Below are 15,378 nucleotides of genomic sequence, written 5' to 3'. Positions count from 1 at the left end.
TCAACTTTCCGCGTGACAGACGGTGTTCCTGGGCGGGACGCGGAGGTTGATGAAGTACCGGTTGGCGTGCGCGATCGTGCACGGGTCACCCGTGTGGTACAGCCCGTGCCCCTGCCCCTCGAAGCGGATCGTGCCCGATCCCGGCACCCGGAGGGCGAGGTCGGCGGTGTCCGCATAGTCCGTCCACGTTCCCGCGCCGACGAACGGCGGCAACTGGTCCACGGGAAGAGGAGCGGTAAGTTTGCGGACCGGTTCCGGCCAGCCCACGCAGCCCACCGGGTGCCACAGCTCGGTGCCGGACAGGTGCGGCGCGATCCGGTCGCCCAGGGCTCGCAGGCGACGGTACTCCGCGTAGTCGCGATAGCGCATTCCGTCCAGGCAATGCGTCATGTTCATCCCGACGAACGAGGGCGGCTTCAGGCTGCCCAGCGTTCCCGCCTTGACGTAGTCGGAGAATCCGGTGGCGTCCCCCTTTTCGGCCCGCCTGATCGCCTGGGCCAGTTCCTTCCACCGGGCGTTGTCCGCGCCGGGCGACACGAGGTGGGGCATGGCGGCCACTGCGATGTCGAAGCCGCTGTACGCGACCCCCTTCTCGGCGGGTACGGGGGAGCGGTTGGCGGTGGAGAGGAGTTCGTTCCAGGCCGTGGCGACGTCGCGTCCATGCAGCGCGCAGGCGGAGTCGTTCGAGCACCACTGGGAGAAGCGGGTGAACTGCGCCTCCATGAGGGCGTATCGCGCTCGCTCCTGCTCGCTCTCGTCTCGGAGTGTGTTGACTGCCCCGTCCAGGTACATCGCTCGTACCCGGCTGGGGAAGAGCCTGGCATAGGCGAGCCCGGGAACGCCGCCGTAGGAGGTGGCCATGAAGGTGAACTGCCGCTCGCCCATCGCCGAACGGATCGCGTCGATGTCGCGTGCGAACGAGGCGGAGTCGAGGTGACCGAACAGCTCAGGGTCGGCGGCGCGACAGCGTTCTGCGGCCGCCCGGTTCGTGCGGGCCAGCGCGGCCCACTCGCGTTCGTTGTCCGGCGTGGTGATCCACGGGCCGGTGCTGAGGCAGTCCTGGTCGAGGACGCCCAGCTCGAGGCCGTTGCGCGGCAGGAGGCTGACGACGTCGAAGCGGTCCCGGATCTGGCCGAAGCTGCCCGCGTGCATCTTGAGGTCCTGCACTCCGGACCCGCCGGGCCCGCCGGGGATGGAGAACAGCACGCCGATGCGGTGGCGCCTGCCGGTGTGGGGCAGCATCGCGAGGGGGAGCATGATCGTGCGGCCCTGGGGTTCGGCCCAGTCGACGGGGACGCGGATCTCACTGCAGAGCATCTTGTCGCAGAGTTTCCACGTCAATGTGGAGTCGGGAGTGGCGGCGGCGGATACTGGCGCGGCGGCCACCAGGAGGATGGTGGCGGCCGAACCGGCGAGCAGCGGCCGGAGGCGGTGTCCGCGCAACGCGATGGCGGCCGCTGCGGCGGCCAGGGCGGCGACGGTGTAGGCGGCCAGCAATGCGCCCGCGGCGATCGGGGTGAGCAGGCCGTCAGCGGCGATCTGGCCGGGCAGCGCCCCGATGAGGTGCGCGCCGATCTGGTAGCCGAGCGGGCGCGGCAGGGTCTGCGCGGCGACGGGCAGGATCAGCAGCAAGACGATCAGCGCGACCAGCGTGCCCGCCGTGGAACGGATCGCCGTGCCGAGTCCCAGCCCGATGAGCGCGACCAATGGCATCGAGGCGCCGGTGATCAGCAGCCCCGCCAGGACGCCCGGCTCGGACAGGGAGGCAGCGAGCGTCTCCCCGTCCAGCAGTACCGTGTCCGCTCTGGTGCCAAGGACCGCCATGGTGGCGGCGTACATGCCGAAGACCAGCACCTGCCCCGCGACCAGGCTCACGGCCACCAGGACCGGGATCTTCGCGAGGAGAAAGGTCTGCCGAGCCGGGACGGCCGTCAGGCTCGTGCTGATGTGGCCGGTGCCGTACTCGGTGGTGATGGAAAGCGCGCCGAGCGCGCCCACCACGAGGTGGGCGAAGGGAAGCCCGGTGCCCAGCCCGTCGCCCAGGCTGTCGAAGCGCCTCAGGTCCGCGCCCTGCTGGGCGTCGAAACCGCGCGCGACCAGGAAGGCCACGCCCGCGCTGAGGCCCACCGCGACCAGCGCGGAGATCAGCAGGTAGAGGTTGGAGCGTAGCGTTCTGAACTTCAGCCACTCCGCCGCGATCGCGTCCTTCATCGGGCCACGTACTCCCTGCTGTCGTCGGTCAGCTCCATGAACGCCTCCTCCAGGGAGGCCTCGCGCGGCGTGAGCTCGTACAGCGCGATGCCGTGGGCGAAGGCCAGCTCCCCGATGCGCTCGGCCTCGAGCCCGGTCACCGCCAGCCCGTCCTCCGTCCGCACGACGCCCCCGTTGGCCTGCAGGACCGTCGCCATCCCCGCCCGTGAGCCCGGCCTGCGCGTGCCGGTCTGGCTGGCGATCAACGCCGTCGTCGGCCCGGCTCTGCTGATGGCGGTGGCCGCCATGGTGAACACCGTGGGTGTCATCTTCTCCCTGCAGCCCGCGGTGAACAGCCCGAGCGTGACCTTCACGCTCAGCCTGGCGCTGCTCACCCTCTCGGCTCTCGCTCTGGTCATCGCCGCGCTCATGGGACTGGCCGAGGCTCGGCTCGCCGAACTGCTGCTCGGCGGTGGTGGCTCGCTGGCCCAGCGGGTGCGGGAGCTGACCGCCTCCAGGGCTGCCGCCGTGGACGCGCGGGCGGCCGAGCTGCGCCGGATCGAGCGCGACCTGCACGACGGCGCCCAGGCCAGGCTCATCTCGGTACGGATGAACCTCGGCCTGGCCAGGAGCGCCAACGACCCTGAGCAGGCCCGCGAGCTGATCGAGGAGGCATGGGAGTCGGCCGGGCAGGCCCTCACCGACCTGCGCGATCTGGTGCGCGGCATCCACCCGCCCGTGCTCGCCGACCGCGGCCTGGCGGGCGCGATCGAAGCGGCCGCCCTGCTCTGCCCCATCCCGGTCGCCACCGACCTCGTCCTGACCGGCCGCCCCGAGCCGCCGGTCGAGTCCGCGCTCTACTTCGCCGCCGCCGAGGCCATGTCCAACGTCACCAAGCACAGCCAGGCCACCCGGGCATGGGTACGGCTGCGCCACACCGGCGACGGCCTCCGCCTGGTCGTCGGCGACGACGGGCACGGCGGCGCGGATACAGCGGCGGGCAGCGGCCTGCGCGGGATCGCAGAACGCCTGTCCGCTTTCGACGGCAGGCTGACCGTGCAGAGCCCGCCGGGCGGTCCGACCATTCTCACCATGGAGCTGGCGTGCGCGTTGTGATCGCCGAGGATCTCGCCCTGCTTCGCGACGGCCTGATCCGGCTGCTGTCGGCGCACGGCTTCGAGGTGGTCGAGGCGGTGGACAACGGCCCCATGCTCCTGACCGCCCTGATGGAGCAAACGCCCGACGTGGCCGTCATCGACGTGCGACTGCCGCCCACCTTCACCGATGAGGGCCTGCGCACCGCGCTGGAGGCCCGGCGGCGCCGGCCGGGGCTCCCGGTGCTGATCCTGTCGCAGTACGTCGAGCAGCTCTATGCCCGCGAGCTCCTGTCGGACCGGTCGGGCGGCATCGGGTACCTCCTGAAGGACCGCATCGGCGACGTGGCGGAATTCGTCGAGTCGGTGCGCCGGGTCGCCGGCGGCGGCACCGCCATGGACGCGGAGGTGATCTCACAGCTCCTGACCCGTCGGTCGAGGGACGAACCCCTGGCGGAGCTGACCACCAGGGAGCGCGAGGTCCTCGCCCTGATGGCGGAGGGCCTGTCCAACCTGGCGATAGCGGCCCGCTTCGGGGTCACGGACAAGGCGATCGGCAAGCACACCAACAACATCTTCGCCAAGCTCGGCCTGCCGCCTTCCGACGACCACAACCGCCGCGTCATGGCCGTCCTCGCCTACCTCCAGGCTGCCCCCGCCTCTCCGGATCCGCCCTAGCAAGCCGGTGGGGCTTGTCACCGCGTCTCGTTCCTGGCGAACTCCGTGTACGGCGTGCGGGGCTTGCCGTACCGGGTCAGCGTTTGAAGAGCAGGCGCCAGGGCATCAGGGCGGATTCCAGCTGGACCCGCAGGCTCATCTTGGACGCGCCTGCGTGGCGGTCGGAGAAGTGGATGGGGATTTCCACGATCGTCATCCCGGCTTTGGTGGCGCGGTAGTGCATCTCGACCTGGAAGCTGTAGCCGCCGGAGGAGATGTCTGCCAGGTCGAGCTCGGCCAGACAGGTGGCGCGCCAGATCTTGAAGCCGGCCGTCACGTCCCGCAGCCGCATCCGCAGGATCGCCCGCACGTAGAAGCCCGCCCAGGCCGACAGCGCCCGCCGGTGCCAGCTCCATTCGGCCGCCAGTGTCCCGCCGGGCACGTAGCGGCTGCCTATCACGCAGGCCGCGCCGGTGGCCTCGGCCGTGCCCAGCAGCCGGGGTACGGCCTCGACCGGGTGGGACAGGTCGGCGTCCATCTGGACCACGTAGTCGGCGCCGTGAGCCAGTGCCGTGGTCAGCCCCTCGACGTAGGCGCGGCCGATACCCTGGCGTCCCGGCCGGTGCACGACCTCGACCCGGCCCGGGTGCGTTTCTGCCAGTTCGTCGGCGATCTTGCCGGTGCCGTCGGGGGAGTTGTCGTCGACCACGAGCAGCCGTAACCCCTCGACCGGCAACGCCAGCAACTGCTCGGCTATCAGCGGCAGGTTGCCGGCCTCGTTGTAGGTCGGGATCACCACGGTGACCGTGGGCGGGGGTTCCTGGCTCGTCGGCATCAGCGCCACTTTAGCGCCCACTTCTCCCTTCAGCCGCTGGCCTCACCTCCTGCTCACTCGCGCTTGTACGGCAAGCCACCCCACCGCCACCTGCCGCCCGTGGCGGGCGCCTCCAGGGAGACGCTCCTCCAGCACCCCCTGCCCCACCGCCACGGCCCCCGGAACCCCCGTCCCGCGGCCCATACTCACGGCGCCACGCTGCTCAACTTCGGCGTGTTCGACCTGGTCGGCAAGGTCCTGACGCCGCGTCGCGATCTGCACTGGGCCCAGCAAGGCGCGATCGTCCGCTCACACCCTGCAGGATCAGACCGAACAGGCCTGGTGCCTCACGATCCTGACCAACGCGGTGATCACCTGGACGACCGAGTACTACGCGATGGGGATCAAGAGTTCCTTGGCGGCCGGGTTCGAGCAGATCGTCGGCCGCGGGCGAGGACGCGAAGTGCGACGCCCTCGCCGCGCTCATCTGTGCGATGTGCGATTAATCGGCCCGAATGCCTCAACAGCACCGCCGGCTACGTCTGCCACTCTGGGACTCATACCCGCAGCTGTGTCAGGCGGTCGGTGGCCTCGTGCGGTGTCATGTCGGCGCCTCGCTGGTAGGCGGTGTCGTAGTCGGTACGGCCGAGCAGTTCCGCGAGCACCTCCGCGAGGCGGCGCAGTTCGGTGTCGCCGTCGTCGAAGGCGCCGCGGATGGCCTGGCTCAAGCCGAGCGCGGTGGCCGCGCTGGCCGGGTCACCCTCCAGGAACAGCAGCCTGGCCAGGAGCTGAGCGGCCGATGGGGCGTCCATGTTCTTCTGCGCTGCTTGGATGGCGCGGGGCAGCAGTTCGCGGGCGCGTACAGCGTCCCCGGCGGCGAGAAGGTTGGCCATCCGAGCAGGGAGCACCCGATCGGCGGTGATCCCGGCCGACAGGGGCAACTCGCGGGCGAGCGTCTCCATCCGATCGAGCTCTTGATCGGCGCGTTCGACCTCTCCGCTGCGGCGGTACAGCTCAGCCGAGGCGTTGAGCACTTCGATCTCCAGCACCGGCTGGCCACGCCGCCTGGCCCCTCGTTCGGCGGTTGCGATGTCGTGCCTGGCGCCGGTCAGGTCGCCGGCGCGCATGCGCTCGGTGGCGAGACCGAGCCGGGTGGAGACCTCATCTTGCGAGCCGAGGTCGGTGGCGATCGCGAGGCTGTGCTCGTAGGCGGTGATCGCCTGGTCGTGGTCGCCGGCGATGGCGTGGATCTGCGCCAGGCCGTACAACGCCTTCGCCGTCCACCACCGATCGCCCACCTCCTCGAACGCGTGCAGCGCCGCCGCCATCGCGGTCGCGGAGCCTTCCCTGTCGCCCCGTTCGCGATGCCGCATGGCTTCGATCATGAAGGTGCAGGCGATCGCCCAGCGGTCCGGGCCGCCGCGCACCCGGGCGATCTCCTGATCGAGCAGCCCATCCAGCCCGAGTGTCACCGCCATCACCAGCACTATCGTCAGCAGCATCGGATAGCGGCGCAGCGCGCCCGTGCGCGCGCAGTCGTCGATGAGCGCGCGCAGCCACTCGGGGTCGGTGATCGGCACGCCCTCGACGCCCACCAGGTGGATCGCGGTGAACGCGGCCCGGGCGTCCGCGGGCAGCGCGTCGCCGAACTCGGCGACCTTGGCGACGTAGGCGTCGGCCCGAGCGTCATAGCGGAGCATGACCCAGTACCAGTACAGCGGTCCGAGAATCCGGGCCGCGGTCTCGGCGTCGCCGCCGTCGATGGCCGTTTGCAGGGCGAACATCAGGTTGTCGTACTCGGCATGGAACAGCCGCAGCGACGCCGCCTGCTTGTCCGAGCGCAGCAGCGGCTCGTGCTCATCGGCCACTTCGGCGAAGTGCCGGGTGAGCCCGCGCAGGACGGCCTCGGCTTCCCCCGCGAGCCGGAGCTTGTCCGCCGCGTAGGTCCGGATGGTCTCCAGCATCCGGTACGCGTCGTCGGACTGCTCCACGATGGACTTGTCGACCAGGGAGTCCAGCAGATAGATGACCTCGTCTGCGGGGAGCGTCTCATCTCCACAGACCGCCTCGATCGCCGCAATGCCGGTTTTCGACGAAAATATCGACATTCGGCGGGCTAGCGTACGTTCTTGATCGGTGAGGAGATCCCAGCTCCACTCGATGACCGCATGCAGCGTCTGCTGGCGTGGCTGGGCGCTCCGGTTGCCGGTGCTGAGCAGCCGGAAGCGGTCATCCAGCCGCCGGGCGACCTGGTCGGCGCTCATGGTCCGCAGTCGTGCCGCGGCCAGCTCCAGGGCCAGCGGCAGTCCGTCCAGCCGGCGCACGATGTCCACGACCGGCCCCGCGGTCGACGCGTCCAGCGCGAAGCCGGGTCGTACGGCTGCCGCCCGGTCGAGGAACAACCGCACCGCGGCCGATGCGGAGGCACGATCGGGATTCGAGCCCGCCGGGGGAAGGCCGAGCGGTCCCAGGCGGCACAGCGCCTCACCCATGACTTCCAGCGGTTCCCGGCTCGTGGCCAGGATGGTCAGGTCCGGCTGGCGCTCCAGCAGGTGCCCGGCGAACTCCGTGACGGTGCCGGAGATCTGTTCGCAGTTGTCCAGTACCAGCACGCCTTCACCACCGGCGAGCAGGTTGACCACCCGCTCCAGTGGCGTGCCGACCGGCTGAGCTTCGGCGAGGCTGAGCGTGCCCAGCACTGCCTCCACCAGCCCGTCGGCCGTGTTCACCGCGGCCAGGGAGACGAGCCAGGCCCGGCCGCGCTGATGGGCCCGATGCCGGCTCGTCGCCTGCACGGCCAGCCGGGTTTTGCCCACTCCTCCTGGCCCCACGACGGTGACCAGCCGGGAGGTCTCCAGTAATCCGGCCAGCACCCTCAGCTCGTCCTGCCTGCCGACGAAGCTGGTCAGCTGGGCCGGCAGCCGCCCTGGCACCGCCTCCGGCCGAACCTGCTCCGTCTCGGGGACATCCAGTTCGCCCCGTAGCACGGCGAGGTGCGTCTCACGCAGCTCCTCGGAGGGGTCGACCCCCAATTCCTCGGCGAGCGTTTCGCGGACCTTCTCGAACACGGCCAGCGCATCGGACTGGCGGCCCGCCGCATGCAAGGCCCGCATCCGCAGCCCGGCCAGCCGTTCCCGCAGCGGATGGGCCGCGGCCGCCGCCTCCACATCGGCCAGGACCTCGCCGTGGTGGCCGAGCCGTAGCTTCGCCTCGAAGCGGTCTTCGGTGGCCCCGACGCGCAGTTCGTCCAGGCGCGCGCCAGCCGTACCGGCAAAGGGGATGTCGCGCACGTCGGCCAACGCGTCTCCCCGCCACAGCGCCAGCGCCTCGTCCAGCAGCGAGGCCGCCCGCTGTACGCCGCCCGCGGCCAGTTCGCGGCTGCCTCGCTTCGCCAACTCCTCGAAGCGGACCGCGTTGACCTGTTCGGCGCGTACGTGCAGGCGATACCCGCCGGCCGCATACTCCACCACCCCGGCCTCGCCCAGGGCCTTGCGCAGCCGATGCACCAGCGCGTGCAAGGCGTTGACGGTGTCCCCGGACGCGCGGTCGCCCCACAGCGCGTCGAGCAGCGCATCGACCGACACCACTTCGCCCCCGGCCAGTGCCAGCCTGGCCAGCAGCGCACGCACCCTGGTGCCGCCCAGGTCGATCGGCGCGCCATCGTCGGCATACGCCAGAACCGGCCCCAACACCTCAATCCGCATGCGTTCCAGGCTACCGATCAAGCACTGGCTTACAGCCCGGGCCGGTGTGGCTGGAAGCGGGATATAAGCCGCCTGTCAGAGCTGCCGGACATCGTTGCGGACATCGGAAGAACCACACGGAAGGCAGTGCGATGGCAGCGAACGAGAACGTGCAGCAGGTGCTCGACTGGTCGGTGGCGGAGGTCGGCGTCCCCGGCATCGTCGCCGAGGTCAAGGACGGTGACCGGACCTGGTTCGGCACCGCCGGCGTGGCCGACATCGAGACCGGTTCCCCGCGCGTGCCGGGCGAGTACTTCCACACCGGCAGCAGCGGCAAGGCCTTCACCGCCGCGACCATCCTGGCCCTGGAGGCCGAGGGCGGCCTCAGCCTCGATGACACGGTCAACGCCCACCTGCCCGGCGTGCTGGACGTCAACGGCTACGACGGCGACAAGATCACCATCAGGCACCTGCTCAGCAACACCAGCGGCCTGTTCGCCACCGGCCTGGCCCCGGAGGTCAGCTACCGCTACGCCACCCGCTCCGGGTTCGACCAGCATCGCTTCGACACCTTCAGCACCGAGGAACTGCTGCGGCTGGCGGTGTCCCAGCCGCCGGTCGGTGCGCCCGGCGAACGTTTCGAGTACGCCAACGGCGGCTTCTACATCGCCGGCGCGATCATCGAGAAGATCACCGGTAACAGCTACGCCGACGAGGTCGACCGCCGGGTCGTCCAGCCCCTCGACCTGACCCACACCCGGGTGCGCCCCACCACCGAGACCGGATACCCCGCTCCGCACCCGCGAGGCTACTCCCACCAGTTCCTCAAGGACGGCGCCGACCCGGCAGCGGTCACCCCGGAGAACTGGGAATCGCTGATGGAGGAGCCCGGCCTGCCGCCCCTGGACGTCACCGAGCTCAACTCCTCCCTGGGCTACGCGGCCGGCAACGTCGTCTCCACCACGGCGGACATGATCCGCTTCTTCAACGCGATGACCACCGGCAGCCTGCTGCCGCCCGCCCAGCACCGGCAGATGTGGACCACCGTCTCCACCGAGGGCAGCTACTGGATGCCGCACACCCGCTATGGCCTGGGCCTGTTCGAGTTCGACAAGCAGGCGACCGGCGGCCGGACGCTGCGCGGCATCGGCGGCAGCCTCTGGGGATCCTGGTTCTTCGCGGTCGGCACCCCCGACGGCCGGCACACCGTCGCCGTCCACACCAACACCGAATGGAAGACCTGGGACCCCATGTTCAAGGTCATCGAAGCGGAGTTCGGCATTTCCATCGGTGCGTAAACACGCCGCCCGCCACCGACTCCCGCTGAAAGAGGAACATCAGTGAATACCTTTGACACACCGGAACCGATCACCGCCGCCATCTCGTTCACCGCGGCCGACATCCGCATCAGCGCGACCCAGCGCACCGACACCACCGTCGAGATACGGCCGGCCGATCCGGCCGACGCCACCGACGTCGCAGCCGCCGAACGCGCCCGCGTCACCTACGCAGGCGCCCGCCTGACGGTCAAGGACCGCTCGAGCATCCGATCCCTGCCCGGCCGCGTCGCGGTGACGGTCGAGCTGCCCAGCGGCTCGGCGCTCGACATCAGCATCCACGACGGGCTCCTCAACGGCCAGGGCCGCCTGGGCGCGGTGCGGGCCCACGTCTCCCGAGGCCACATCCACCTCGACCGCACCGGCGAGTCGCGCCTGACCACCGACGACGGCGACATCTCCGTGGCCACCTCCGGCGGCCCGGCCGCCCTCACCACCGCCCACGGCCAGATCAAGGTCGGCGAGAGTACCGACACCACAGTGATCGGCAACGGCGCCGGGAACGTCACGGTGGACCGGGCCGCCGACGGCCTGCGCGTGTCCGTCGAACAAGGCGCCGTCAAGGTCGGCGCGATGGCGCGCGGGCGCGCCGATCTGGACGTCGGCACCGGGACGATCACCGTCGGGATCCCGGTCGGCACCCCCGTATTGCTGGACGCCAACACCACGCTCGGCAGGGTCCGCGACAACCTGGGCGACGACCCCGAGGTGGCCGACGGCAACACCGTCGAGCTCCACGCCCACCTCGCCCACGGCGACATCCTGCTCCACCGTCTCACCAGCGGCCGCTAGCCCGCGCCTTTCCTCTGCACGAACACTCCACTCGAATGAAGGGCGATCAACCCATGACTAAGATCCTCCACACTGCCGCCTGCCTGCTCGCCGCCGCACTGGCCGTGACCGCAAGCGCGTCGTCGGCGGTGGCCGACGACCACGCCGAAGTCCAGCGGGTGCTTGACGAGGCCGTAACCGACGGCGGCATGCCCGGCATCCTCGCTGAGGTCCGCGACACCGGCGGGGTGTGGTTCGGTACGGCGGGCGTGGCCGACACCGAGACTGGACGCAAGCGCCGCCAGCAGGACAGCTTCCGCGCCGGCAGCGCCACCAAGACGTTCACCTCGACCGTGGTGCTGAAGCTCGCGGCCGAAGGCCGGCTGAGTCTCGACGACACCGTGGACAAGTGGCTGCCCGGCGTGGTCCGCGGCAACGGCCACGACGGCAGCAAGATCACCATCCGGCAGCTGCTCAGCCAGACCAGCGGCGTGTTCCCCTACACCTCGGACAAGAGCATGGTGCCCAAGTACTTCACGCCCGCCTTCCTCGAGCACCGCTTCGACACCATGCGCCCCGAGGAAATGGTGAAGGCCGCCATGGCCAACCCGCCCGCCTTCGCCCCCGGCACGGCCTGGGGCTACTCCAACACCAACTACGCGCTCGCCGGAATGATCATCGAGAAGGTCACTGGCAGGTCGTACGCCGAGGAGGTCGCGCGGCGGATCACTCGCCCGCTGGGCATGACCGCGACCTACGTGCCCAGTTACCGCGAAACGAAGCTGCGCGGACCGCACGGACGGCAGTACTCCACGCTGTGGGTTACCGAGCCCGACGCCAAGGTCTACGACGTCACCGACATGAACGCCTCCTGGGCCTGGGCGGCCGGCGGCATGGTCTCGACCGCCGGGGACCTGCACACCTTCTACCGGGCGCTGCTGGGTGGCCGCCTTCTGCCGCCCGCGCAGCAGAAGGAGATGTTCACCACTGTCTCGACCGAGGGCGCGGGGTGGCCGGTCCCGAACGCCAGGTACGGGCTCGGCGTCTTCTCCCAGAAGCTGTCCTGCGGAGTGACGGCCTGGGGTGGAGGCGGCATGATCCACGGTTCCTGGACGTACGCGATGGGCAGCCGGGACGGCAAGCACACGGTCGTAACCAACGTCAACGGCGACTGGGGCAACCCGATCAGCATCTTCACCAAGGTGCTGGAGGCCGAGATGTGCCCGCCGAGTTCCCGGTAACCGCTCGATATCACCTGCTCATCCGGTCTCGCGAGCGCGAGGCCGGATGAGCTCGCGAACCGCATGCTGCTCGGCGGACATCTTCCCGGCCATGCCGAACCTGGAGAGCGCCGGCAGCACGGCGGGGGACAGGGGCCGTGGGAGCGGGGTCCCGGGTGTCGTGACGGCGGGTGAGTGTCCTCGACTCGCCGCCCGCGCCGGGCGCGGGTCCTCAGCCGGGGGACGGCGGGCGGCCGGTGGCGGCGGCCTGCCGTACAGGAGCGCCCACCAGAAACGCCCACCAGGAGCGCCCGCTCGCGACAGGAGTCACCACCACCGACAGCAACCGATGGCGGCGGCCGAAAGCTTGGACGAAGGGGCTCTGAGCTGGGGGTTCATAATTCGGGTGTGCCGGAACCTTGGGTCAGGCACAGTTGACAGGGTGATGTCCGATTTTGTGCCGGGAATTGAGCTTTCCCGAGCGTTTTATGCAGAAGTGGTGGCGCCGCTGCTGGCCGGGGTGCCGCACAGTGCCGCGTTGATCGGGCCCGGCTCGGAGGTGCTGGCCTTCGACACGCAGCGTTCGGCCGATCATGACTGGGGGCCGCGCGTGCTGGTGTTCGTCGCGCCTGAGGTGGTGGCCGAGGTGCGGGCCCGGGTGGCGGCGGGGTTGCCTGAGCGTTTCGGCGGGTATCCGACGGTGTTCGACTACCACGGCGTGCTCGGGCCCGGCGTGGTGGTGACCGATCTGGGCTCCTGGCTGGAGGAACGGCTCGGCTTCGACCCGCGTCGGGGGATGGGGCTGGTCGACTGGCTGGTGCTGCCATGGCAGAGCCTGGCCGAGGTGACGTGCGGCGAGGTGTTCCACGACGGGCTGGGCGAGCTGGAGGAGGTACGGCAGGCGCTGCACTGGTATCCGCGTGACGTGTGGCGGTATGTGCTGGCCTGCCAGTGGCAGCGCATCTCGCAGGAGGAGCCGTTCCCCGGCCGGTGTGCCGAGGTGGGCGACGAGATCGGGTCGGCGGTGGAGGGTGCGCGGCTGGCGCGGGAGGTGATGCGGCTGGCGCTGCTGCTGCGGCGCCGCTATCCGCCGTATGGGAAATGGCTGGGGAGCGCGCTGGCCCGGCTGCCGGGGTCGGCGGAGCTGGCGGAGTCGTTGCGGCAGACGCTGACGGCCCGGTCGTGGCGGGAACGGGAGGAGGGGCTGTCTGCGGCGTATGTGCGGCTGGCCGGGCTGCAGAACCGGATGGGGCTGGCGGCCGAGCAGGACGTCCAGGTGCGGCCCTTCTACGAGCGGCCGTTCCGCGTGATCGGCGGGGAGCGGTTCGCGCGGGCGCTGCTGGCGGAGGTGAACGATCCGGCGGTGCTGGCGTTGCCGCTGGTGGGGTGCGCGGACCAGGTGTCGGACTCGGTTGATCTCCTCACGCACCCCGACCGTGCCCGGGCGGCCACGGTGGCCGCGCTCGGGCTGCACCAAGCCGCCGCCTGACACCCGGGGCCCGGGCCGGCGGGCCTGCCTGCAACACGTCCGGGCGCTCGGGTGGTTGCCCGCCGTACAACACGGCGTGCGTCGAAACGTCAGGAGGCGGGTGGGAGGGTGGCCAGGTGGCCGCTGAATGCTTCGACGTGAGAGCGCCAGGCCGGCAGGTGGTCGGGTGTGGCGCCGGTGTGGGTGATGACCAGGCGGGCGCCCTGGCCGGTGCCTTCGGTGAGTTCGAAGCGGACGGGGCCGAACTCCACCAGTTTGGCCTCCTCCACGCGGGAGACCGGCCCGGTCACGCCGGGGATGGTGAATCCGGGCGGCGGCGGCGAGCCGAGGCTGATCGAGGGGCCGGACAGGGCCTGCCAGACCTGCGGGGCGTGCCGGGGGAGCTGGCGTTCCAGGCGGATGGTGCCGTCGGTGTAGGTGCCGGAGATCAGGCCGAGGATGGCGATGTAGTCCTCGTGCCGGCGTGCCATGTCCGCGCCGGCTTCGGGGGTGCGGCCGTCCAGCCGTACGGCCATGGTGGCGATGCAGGTGTGCCAGCCCGCGGCGAAGCTGGCGGCGCCGTAGTGGTCGGTGAAGGTGTGGGTGAAGATGAGCAGGCTGCCGTCGCCGTCGGGGTGGATCTCCCAGCGCAGCACGTCCTGGCCCCAGGTGTGGGCGAACACACGCGGCTCGTCGAGCTCCAGGATCTTGCCGTCGGGGCCGAAGCCGTAGCTGACGTGGTCGCCGGTGATGTGCATCTCGGCGGGGAACCACTGGCGGGACTCGGTGGGGTCGGTCAGTGCCCGCCACACTTTGTGCGGGGGGTGGGCCAGGCGGCGTTCCATGCGTAGCGTGGTGCGGCCGGCTTCGGTGGTGATGTGCTCGTTCACGAGTCCTCCATGGAGTCCAGGTGGCGCTCGAGGGAGTCGAGCAGCCGTCGGTAGGGGGCCAGCCAGGCGTCGATGTCGGCCAGGGGCTGCGGGCGCAGCTCGTACCAGCGGCGCTGGGCGTCCTTCCTGACGGTGACCAGCCCGGCCTCGCGGAGCACTCGCAGGTGCTTGGAGGTGCCGGGCTGGGTCAGGCCGAGTTCGGCGCTGAGCTCGCCGACCAGGCGGGGCCGCTGCAGGAGCAGATCGAGGATCTTGCGGCGTGCCGGTTCGGCGAGCACATCGAATGTCACACCCCTAACATACCCCGACGGCTATATACCTAGGAAGGCATGAAGCTCTTTGGCGACCGCGCCGGGGTCTCCGCCCTGGTCGGTGGGGCCGGTGGCGCCGTGGCCGAGGCCGGGCAGTTCCACCCGGCAGGCGTGCGGCAGGACCCCTTCCAGCGCGGTGAGGGCCTGCTTGAGGTAGGCGGGGCTCTTGCTGCCGCCCAGCAGCAGCACCTCGGCCTCGACTGCGGCGAAGCCGGCCAGGTCGTCGGCGGTCTCCTGGACGATCCACGCGTCGTTGTGCAGGGTGGGCGCCAGCTGGCGGAAGGTCGGCTCGCCCGGCTGGGAGTCGGCGTCCTGGCGCTTCATCATCGCGTTGGTCATGGGCCGCAGCAGCCATTCGGGCATGGCGTTGAGCAGCGGCGGGCCCATCTGGGTGCGCTTCATGCCCATCACCAGCGCGCCACTGATGTCGCCTGAGGCGATGCGGGCGTCGAAGAGCGGCAGCCAGCCGGGGTCGTTGGAGCCGTTCACCGACAGCGGCGGCTCGAAGATGACGGCCTTGTCCAGTTCGGGCCGCACCAGCGCGGTCTTGAGCGTGATGATGGCGCCCGAGCTGACCCCCAGCACCATGCGCGCCCCGCTGGCCTCCATCAGCGCCGACAGGTCCTCCACTTCGCGCTGGACGCCGTAGCGCAGGCCGGAGGGGCCGCTGGCGCCGCGGCCGCGCCGGTCGGGCAGGTAGCAGGTGTAGCGGTCCGACAGCGCCTTGGCCAGCTGCAGGTGGCTGTGGCCGGCCGACATGGCGCCGTGCAGGATGATCAGCGCGGGCCCGCGGCCGAGCCGGCGGTAGCCGATCGTGGTGTCGTCCTTGGAGATCACGTGGTGTGTCACGATCATGGTTCCCTTCGCGTGGAGCGAAAGGGGTGCCCGGCTATCCTTGCGGTTGCCACTCCTTGAACGCCGGATCCCCGTTCGCGGTTTTCGG

13 protein-coding genes are annotated in these 15,378 nt (G+C 70.5%); 6 read left to right on the top strand and 7 right to left on the bottom strand.

Features of this window, described 5'->3' with window-relative positions; translation table 11 throughout:
- Both ACIBHX_RS14145 and ACIBHX_RS14140 read right to left on the bottom strand, forming a co-directional pair.
- Entirely contained in the window at positions 1-2,211 is a 2,211-nt protein-coding gene (locus ACIBHX_RS14145; protein ID WP_397067445.1) for an alpha/beta fold hydrolase, read from the bottom strand.
- Positions 2,208-2,519, bottom strand: a complete 312-nt coding sequence (locus ACIBHX_RS14140; RefSeq protein ID WP_397067444.1) for a hypothetical protein — start codon at positions 2,517-2,519, stop codon at positions 2,208-2,210. Before ACIBHX_RS14140 ends, ACIBHX_RS14145 begins: the two co-directional genes overlap by 4 nt.
- Between ACIBHX_RS14140 and ACIBHX_RS14135 the strand changes: the two genes are divergently transcribed.
- Together ACIBHX_RS14135 and ACIBHX_RS14130 are read left to right on the top strand one after the other, a co-directional pair.
- Positions 2,509-3,306 carry a sensor histidine kinase gene (locus ACIBHX_RS14135; RefSeq protein ID WP_397067442.1) on the top strand — a complete coding sequence of 266 codons (798 nt, stop codon included), beginning with the start codon at positions 2,509-2,511 and terminating at the stop codon, positions 3,304-3,306. The two genes, ACIBHX_RS14140 and ACIBHX_RS14135, sit on opposite strands and share 11 nt — an antisense overlap.
- Complete coding sequence (locus ACIBHX_RS14130) at positions 3,294-3,962, top strand: response regulator (protein WP_397067440.1); 669 nt, start codon at positions 3,294-3,296, stop codon at positions 3,960-3,962. Before ACIBHX_RS14135 ends, ACIBHX_RS14130 begins: the two co-directional genes overlap by 13 nt.
- Positions 3,963-4,038: 76 nt before the next feature.
- Here the strand turns inward: ACIBHX_RS14130 and ACIBHX_RS14125 are convergent, their stop codons facing one another.
- Both ACIBHX_RS14125 and ACIBHX_RS14120 read right to left on the bottom strand, forming a co-directional pair.
- On the bottom strand, positions 4,039-4,776 hold the full coding sequence (locus ACIBHX_RS14125) for a polyprenol monophosphomannose synthase (protein WP_397067439.1): 738 nt from the start codon (positions 4,774-4,776) through the stop codon (positions 4,039-4,041).
- A 536-nt stretch (positions 4,777-5,312) separates the two neighbouring features.
- The gene (locus ACIBHX_RS14120) at positions 5,313-8,459 is read right to left on the bottom strand and encodes a BTAD domain-containing putative transcriptional regulator (RefSeq protein WP_397067437.1); all 3,147 of its coding nucleotides are present in this window, start codon (positions 8,457-8,459) and stop codon (positions 5,313-5,315) included.
- A 131-nt stretch (positions 8,460-8,590) separates the two neighbouring features.
- Here ACIBHX_RS14120 and ACIBHX_RS14115 point away from each other — a divergent pair, with 131 nt between their 5' ends.
- The 4 genes from ACIBHX_RS14115 to ACIBHX_RS14100 all read left to right on the top strand — a co-directional run bounded on the left by ACIBHX_RS14115 (position 8,591) and on the right by ACIBHX_RS14100 (position 13,255).
- On the top strand, positions 8,591-9,736 hold the full coding sequence (locus ACIBHX_RS14115; RefSeq protein WP_397067435.1) for a serine hydrolase domain-containing protein: 1,146 nt from the start codon (positions 8,591-8,593) through the stop codon (positions 9,734-9,736).
- A gap of 42 nt (positions 9,737-9,778) precedes the next feature.
- A complete protein-coding gene (locus ACIBHX_RS14110) occupies positions 9,779-10,567 on the top strand; it encodes a hypothetical protein (protein ID WP_397067433.1) in 789 nt (262 codons plus the stop codon).
- 53 nt (positions 10,568-10,620) lie between these two features.
- Positions 10,621-11,787, top strand: coding sequence for a serine hydrolase domain-containing protein (locus tag ACIBHX_RS14105; RefSeq protein ID WP_397067431.1), 1,167 nt, complete (start codon positions 10,621-10,623; stop codon positions 11,785-11,787).
- A 478-nt stretch (positions 11,788-12,265) separates the two neighbouring features.
- Complete coding sequence (locus ACIBHX_RS14100) at positions 12,266-13,255, top strand: DUF4037 domain-containing protein (RefSeq protein WP_397067430.1); 990 nt, start codon at positions 12,266-12,268, stop codon at positions 13,253-13,255.
- Positions 13,256-13,344: 89 nt separating this feature from the next.
- Here the strand turns inward: ACIBHX_RS14100 and ACIBHX_RS14095 are convergent, their stop codons facing one another.
- Genes ACIBHX_RS14095 through ACIBHX_RS14085 form a run of 3 tightly spaced genes read right to left on the bottom strand, consistent with a single transcriptional unit; the run spans position 13,345 to position 15,290 of the window.
- Complete coding sequence (locus ACIBHX_RS14095; RefSeq protein WP_397067428.1) at positions 13,345-14,124, bottom strand: SRPBCC family protein; 780 nt, start codon at positions 14,122-14,124, stop codon at positions 13,345-13,347.
- Positions 14,121-14,414, bottom strand: coding sequence for an ArsR/SmtB family transcription factor (locus ACIBHX_RS14090; protein ID WP_397067426.1), 294 nt, complete (start codon positions 14,412-14,414; stop codon positions 14,121-14,123). Before ACIBHX_RS14090 ends, ACIBHX_RS14095 begins: the two co-directional genes overlap by 4 nt.
- Before the next feature lie 21 nt (positions 14,415-14,435).
- Positions 14,436-15,290 (bottom strand): alpha/beta fold hydrolase, encoded by an 855-nt coding sequence (locus ACIBHX_RS14085; protein WP_397067425.1) that lies wholly within the window; start codon positions 15,288-15,290, stop codon positions 14,436-14,438.
- Positions 15,291-15,378: the final 88 nt, after the last annotated feature.

This window comes from Nonomuraea sp. NPDC050536, from assembly GCF_044457685.1.
Lineage (GTDB): Bacteria > Actinomycetota > Actinomycetes > Streptosporangiales > Streptosporangiaceae > Nonomuraea.
The sequence above is the reverse complement of the archived record's forward strand: the minus strand, read 5'-3'. Positions and strand labels throughout refer to the sequence as shown.

Excerpts from the sequence above, each read along its gene's own strand:
- ACIBHX_RS14140 (WP_397067444.1), bottom strand. The coding sequence starts at position 2,519 with ATGACACCCACGGTGTTCACCATGGCGGCCACCGCCATCAGCAGAGCC.
- ACIBHX_RS14105 (WP_397067431.1), top strand. The coding sequence starts at position 10,621 with ATGACTAAGATCCTCCACACTGCCGCCTGCCTGCTCGCCGCCGCACTG.
- ACIBHX_RS14120 (WP_397067437.1), bottom strand. The coding sequence starts at position 8,459 with ATGCGGATTGAGGTGTTGGGGCCGGTTCTGGCGTATGCCGACGATGGC.
- ACIBHX_RS14125 (WP_397067439.1), bottom strand. The coding sequence starts at position 4,776 with ATGCCGACGAGCCAGGAACCCCCGCCCACGGTCACCGTGGTGATCCCG.
- ACIBHX_RS14145 (WP_397067445.1), bottom strand. The coding sequence starts at position 2,211 with ATGAAGGACGCGATCGCGGCGGAGTGGCTGAAGTTCAGAACGCTACGC.
- ACIBHX_RS14115 (WP_397067435.1), top strand. The coding sequence starts at position 8,591 with ATGGCAGCGAACGAGAACGTGCAGCAGGTGCTCGACTGGTCGGTGGCG.
- ACIBHX_RS14085 (WP_397067425.1), bottom strand. The coding sequence starts at position 15,290 with ATGATCGTGACACACCACGTGATCTCCAAGGACGACACCACGATCGGC.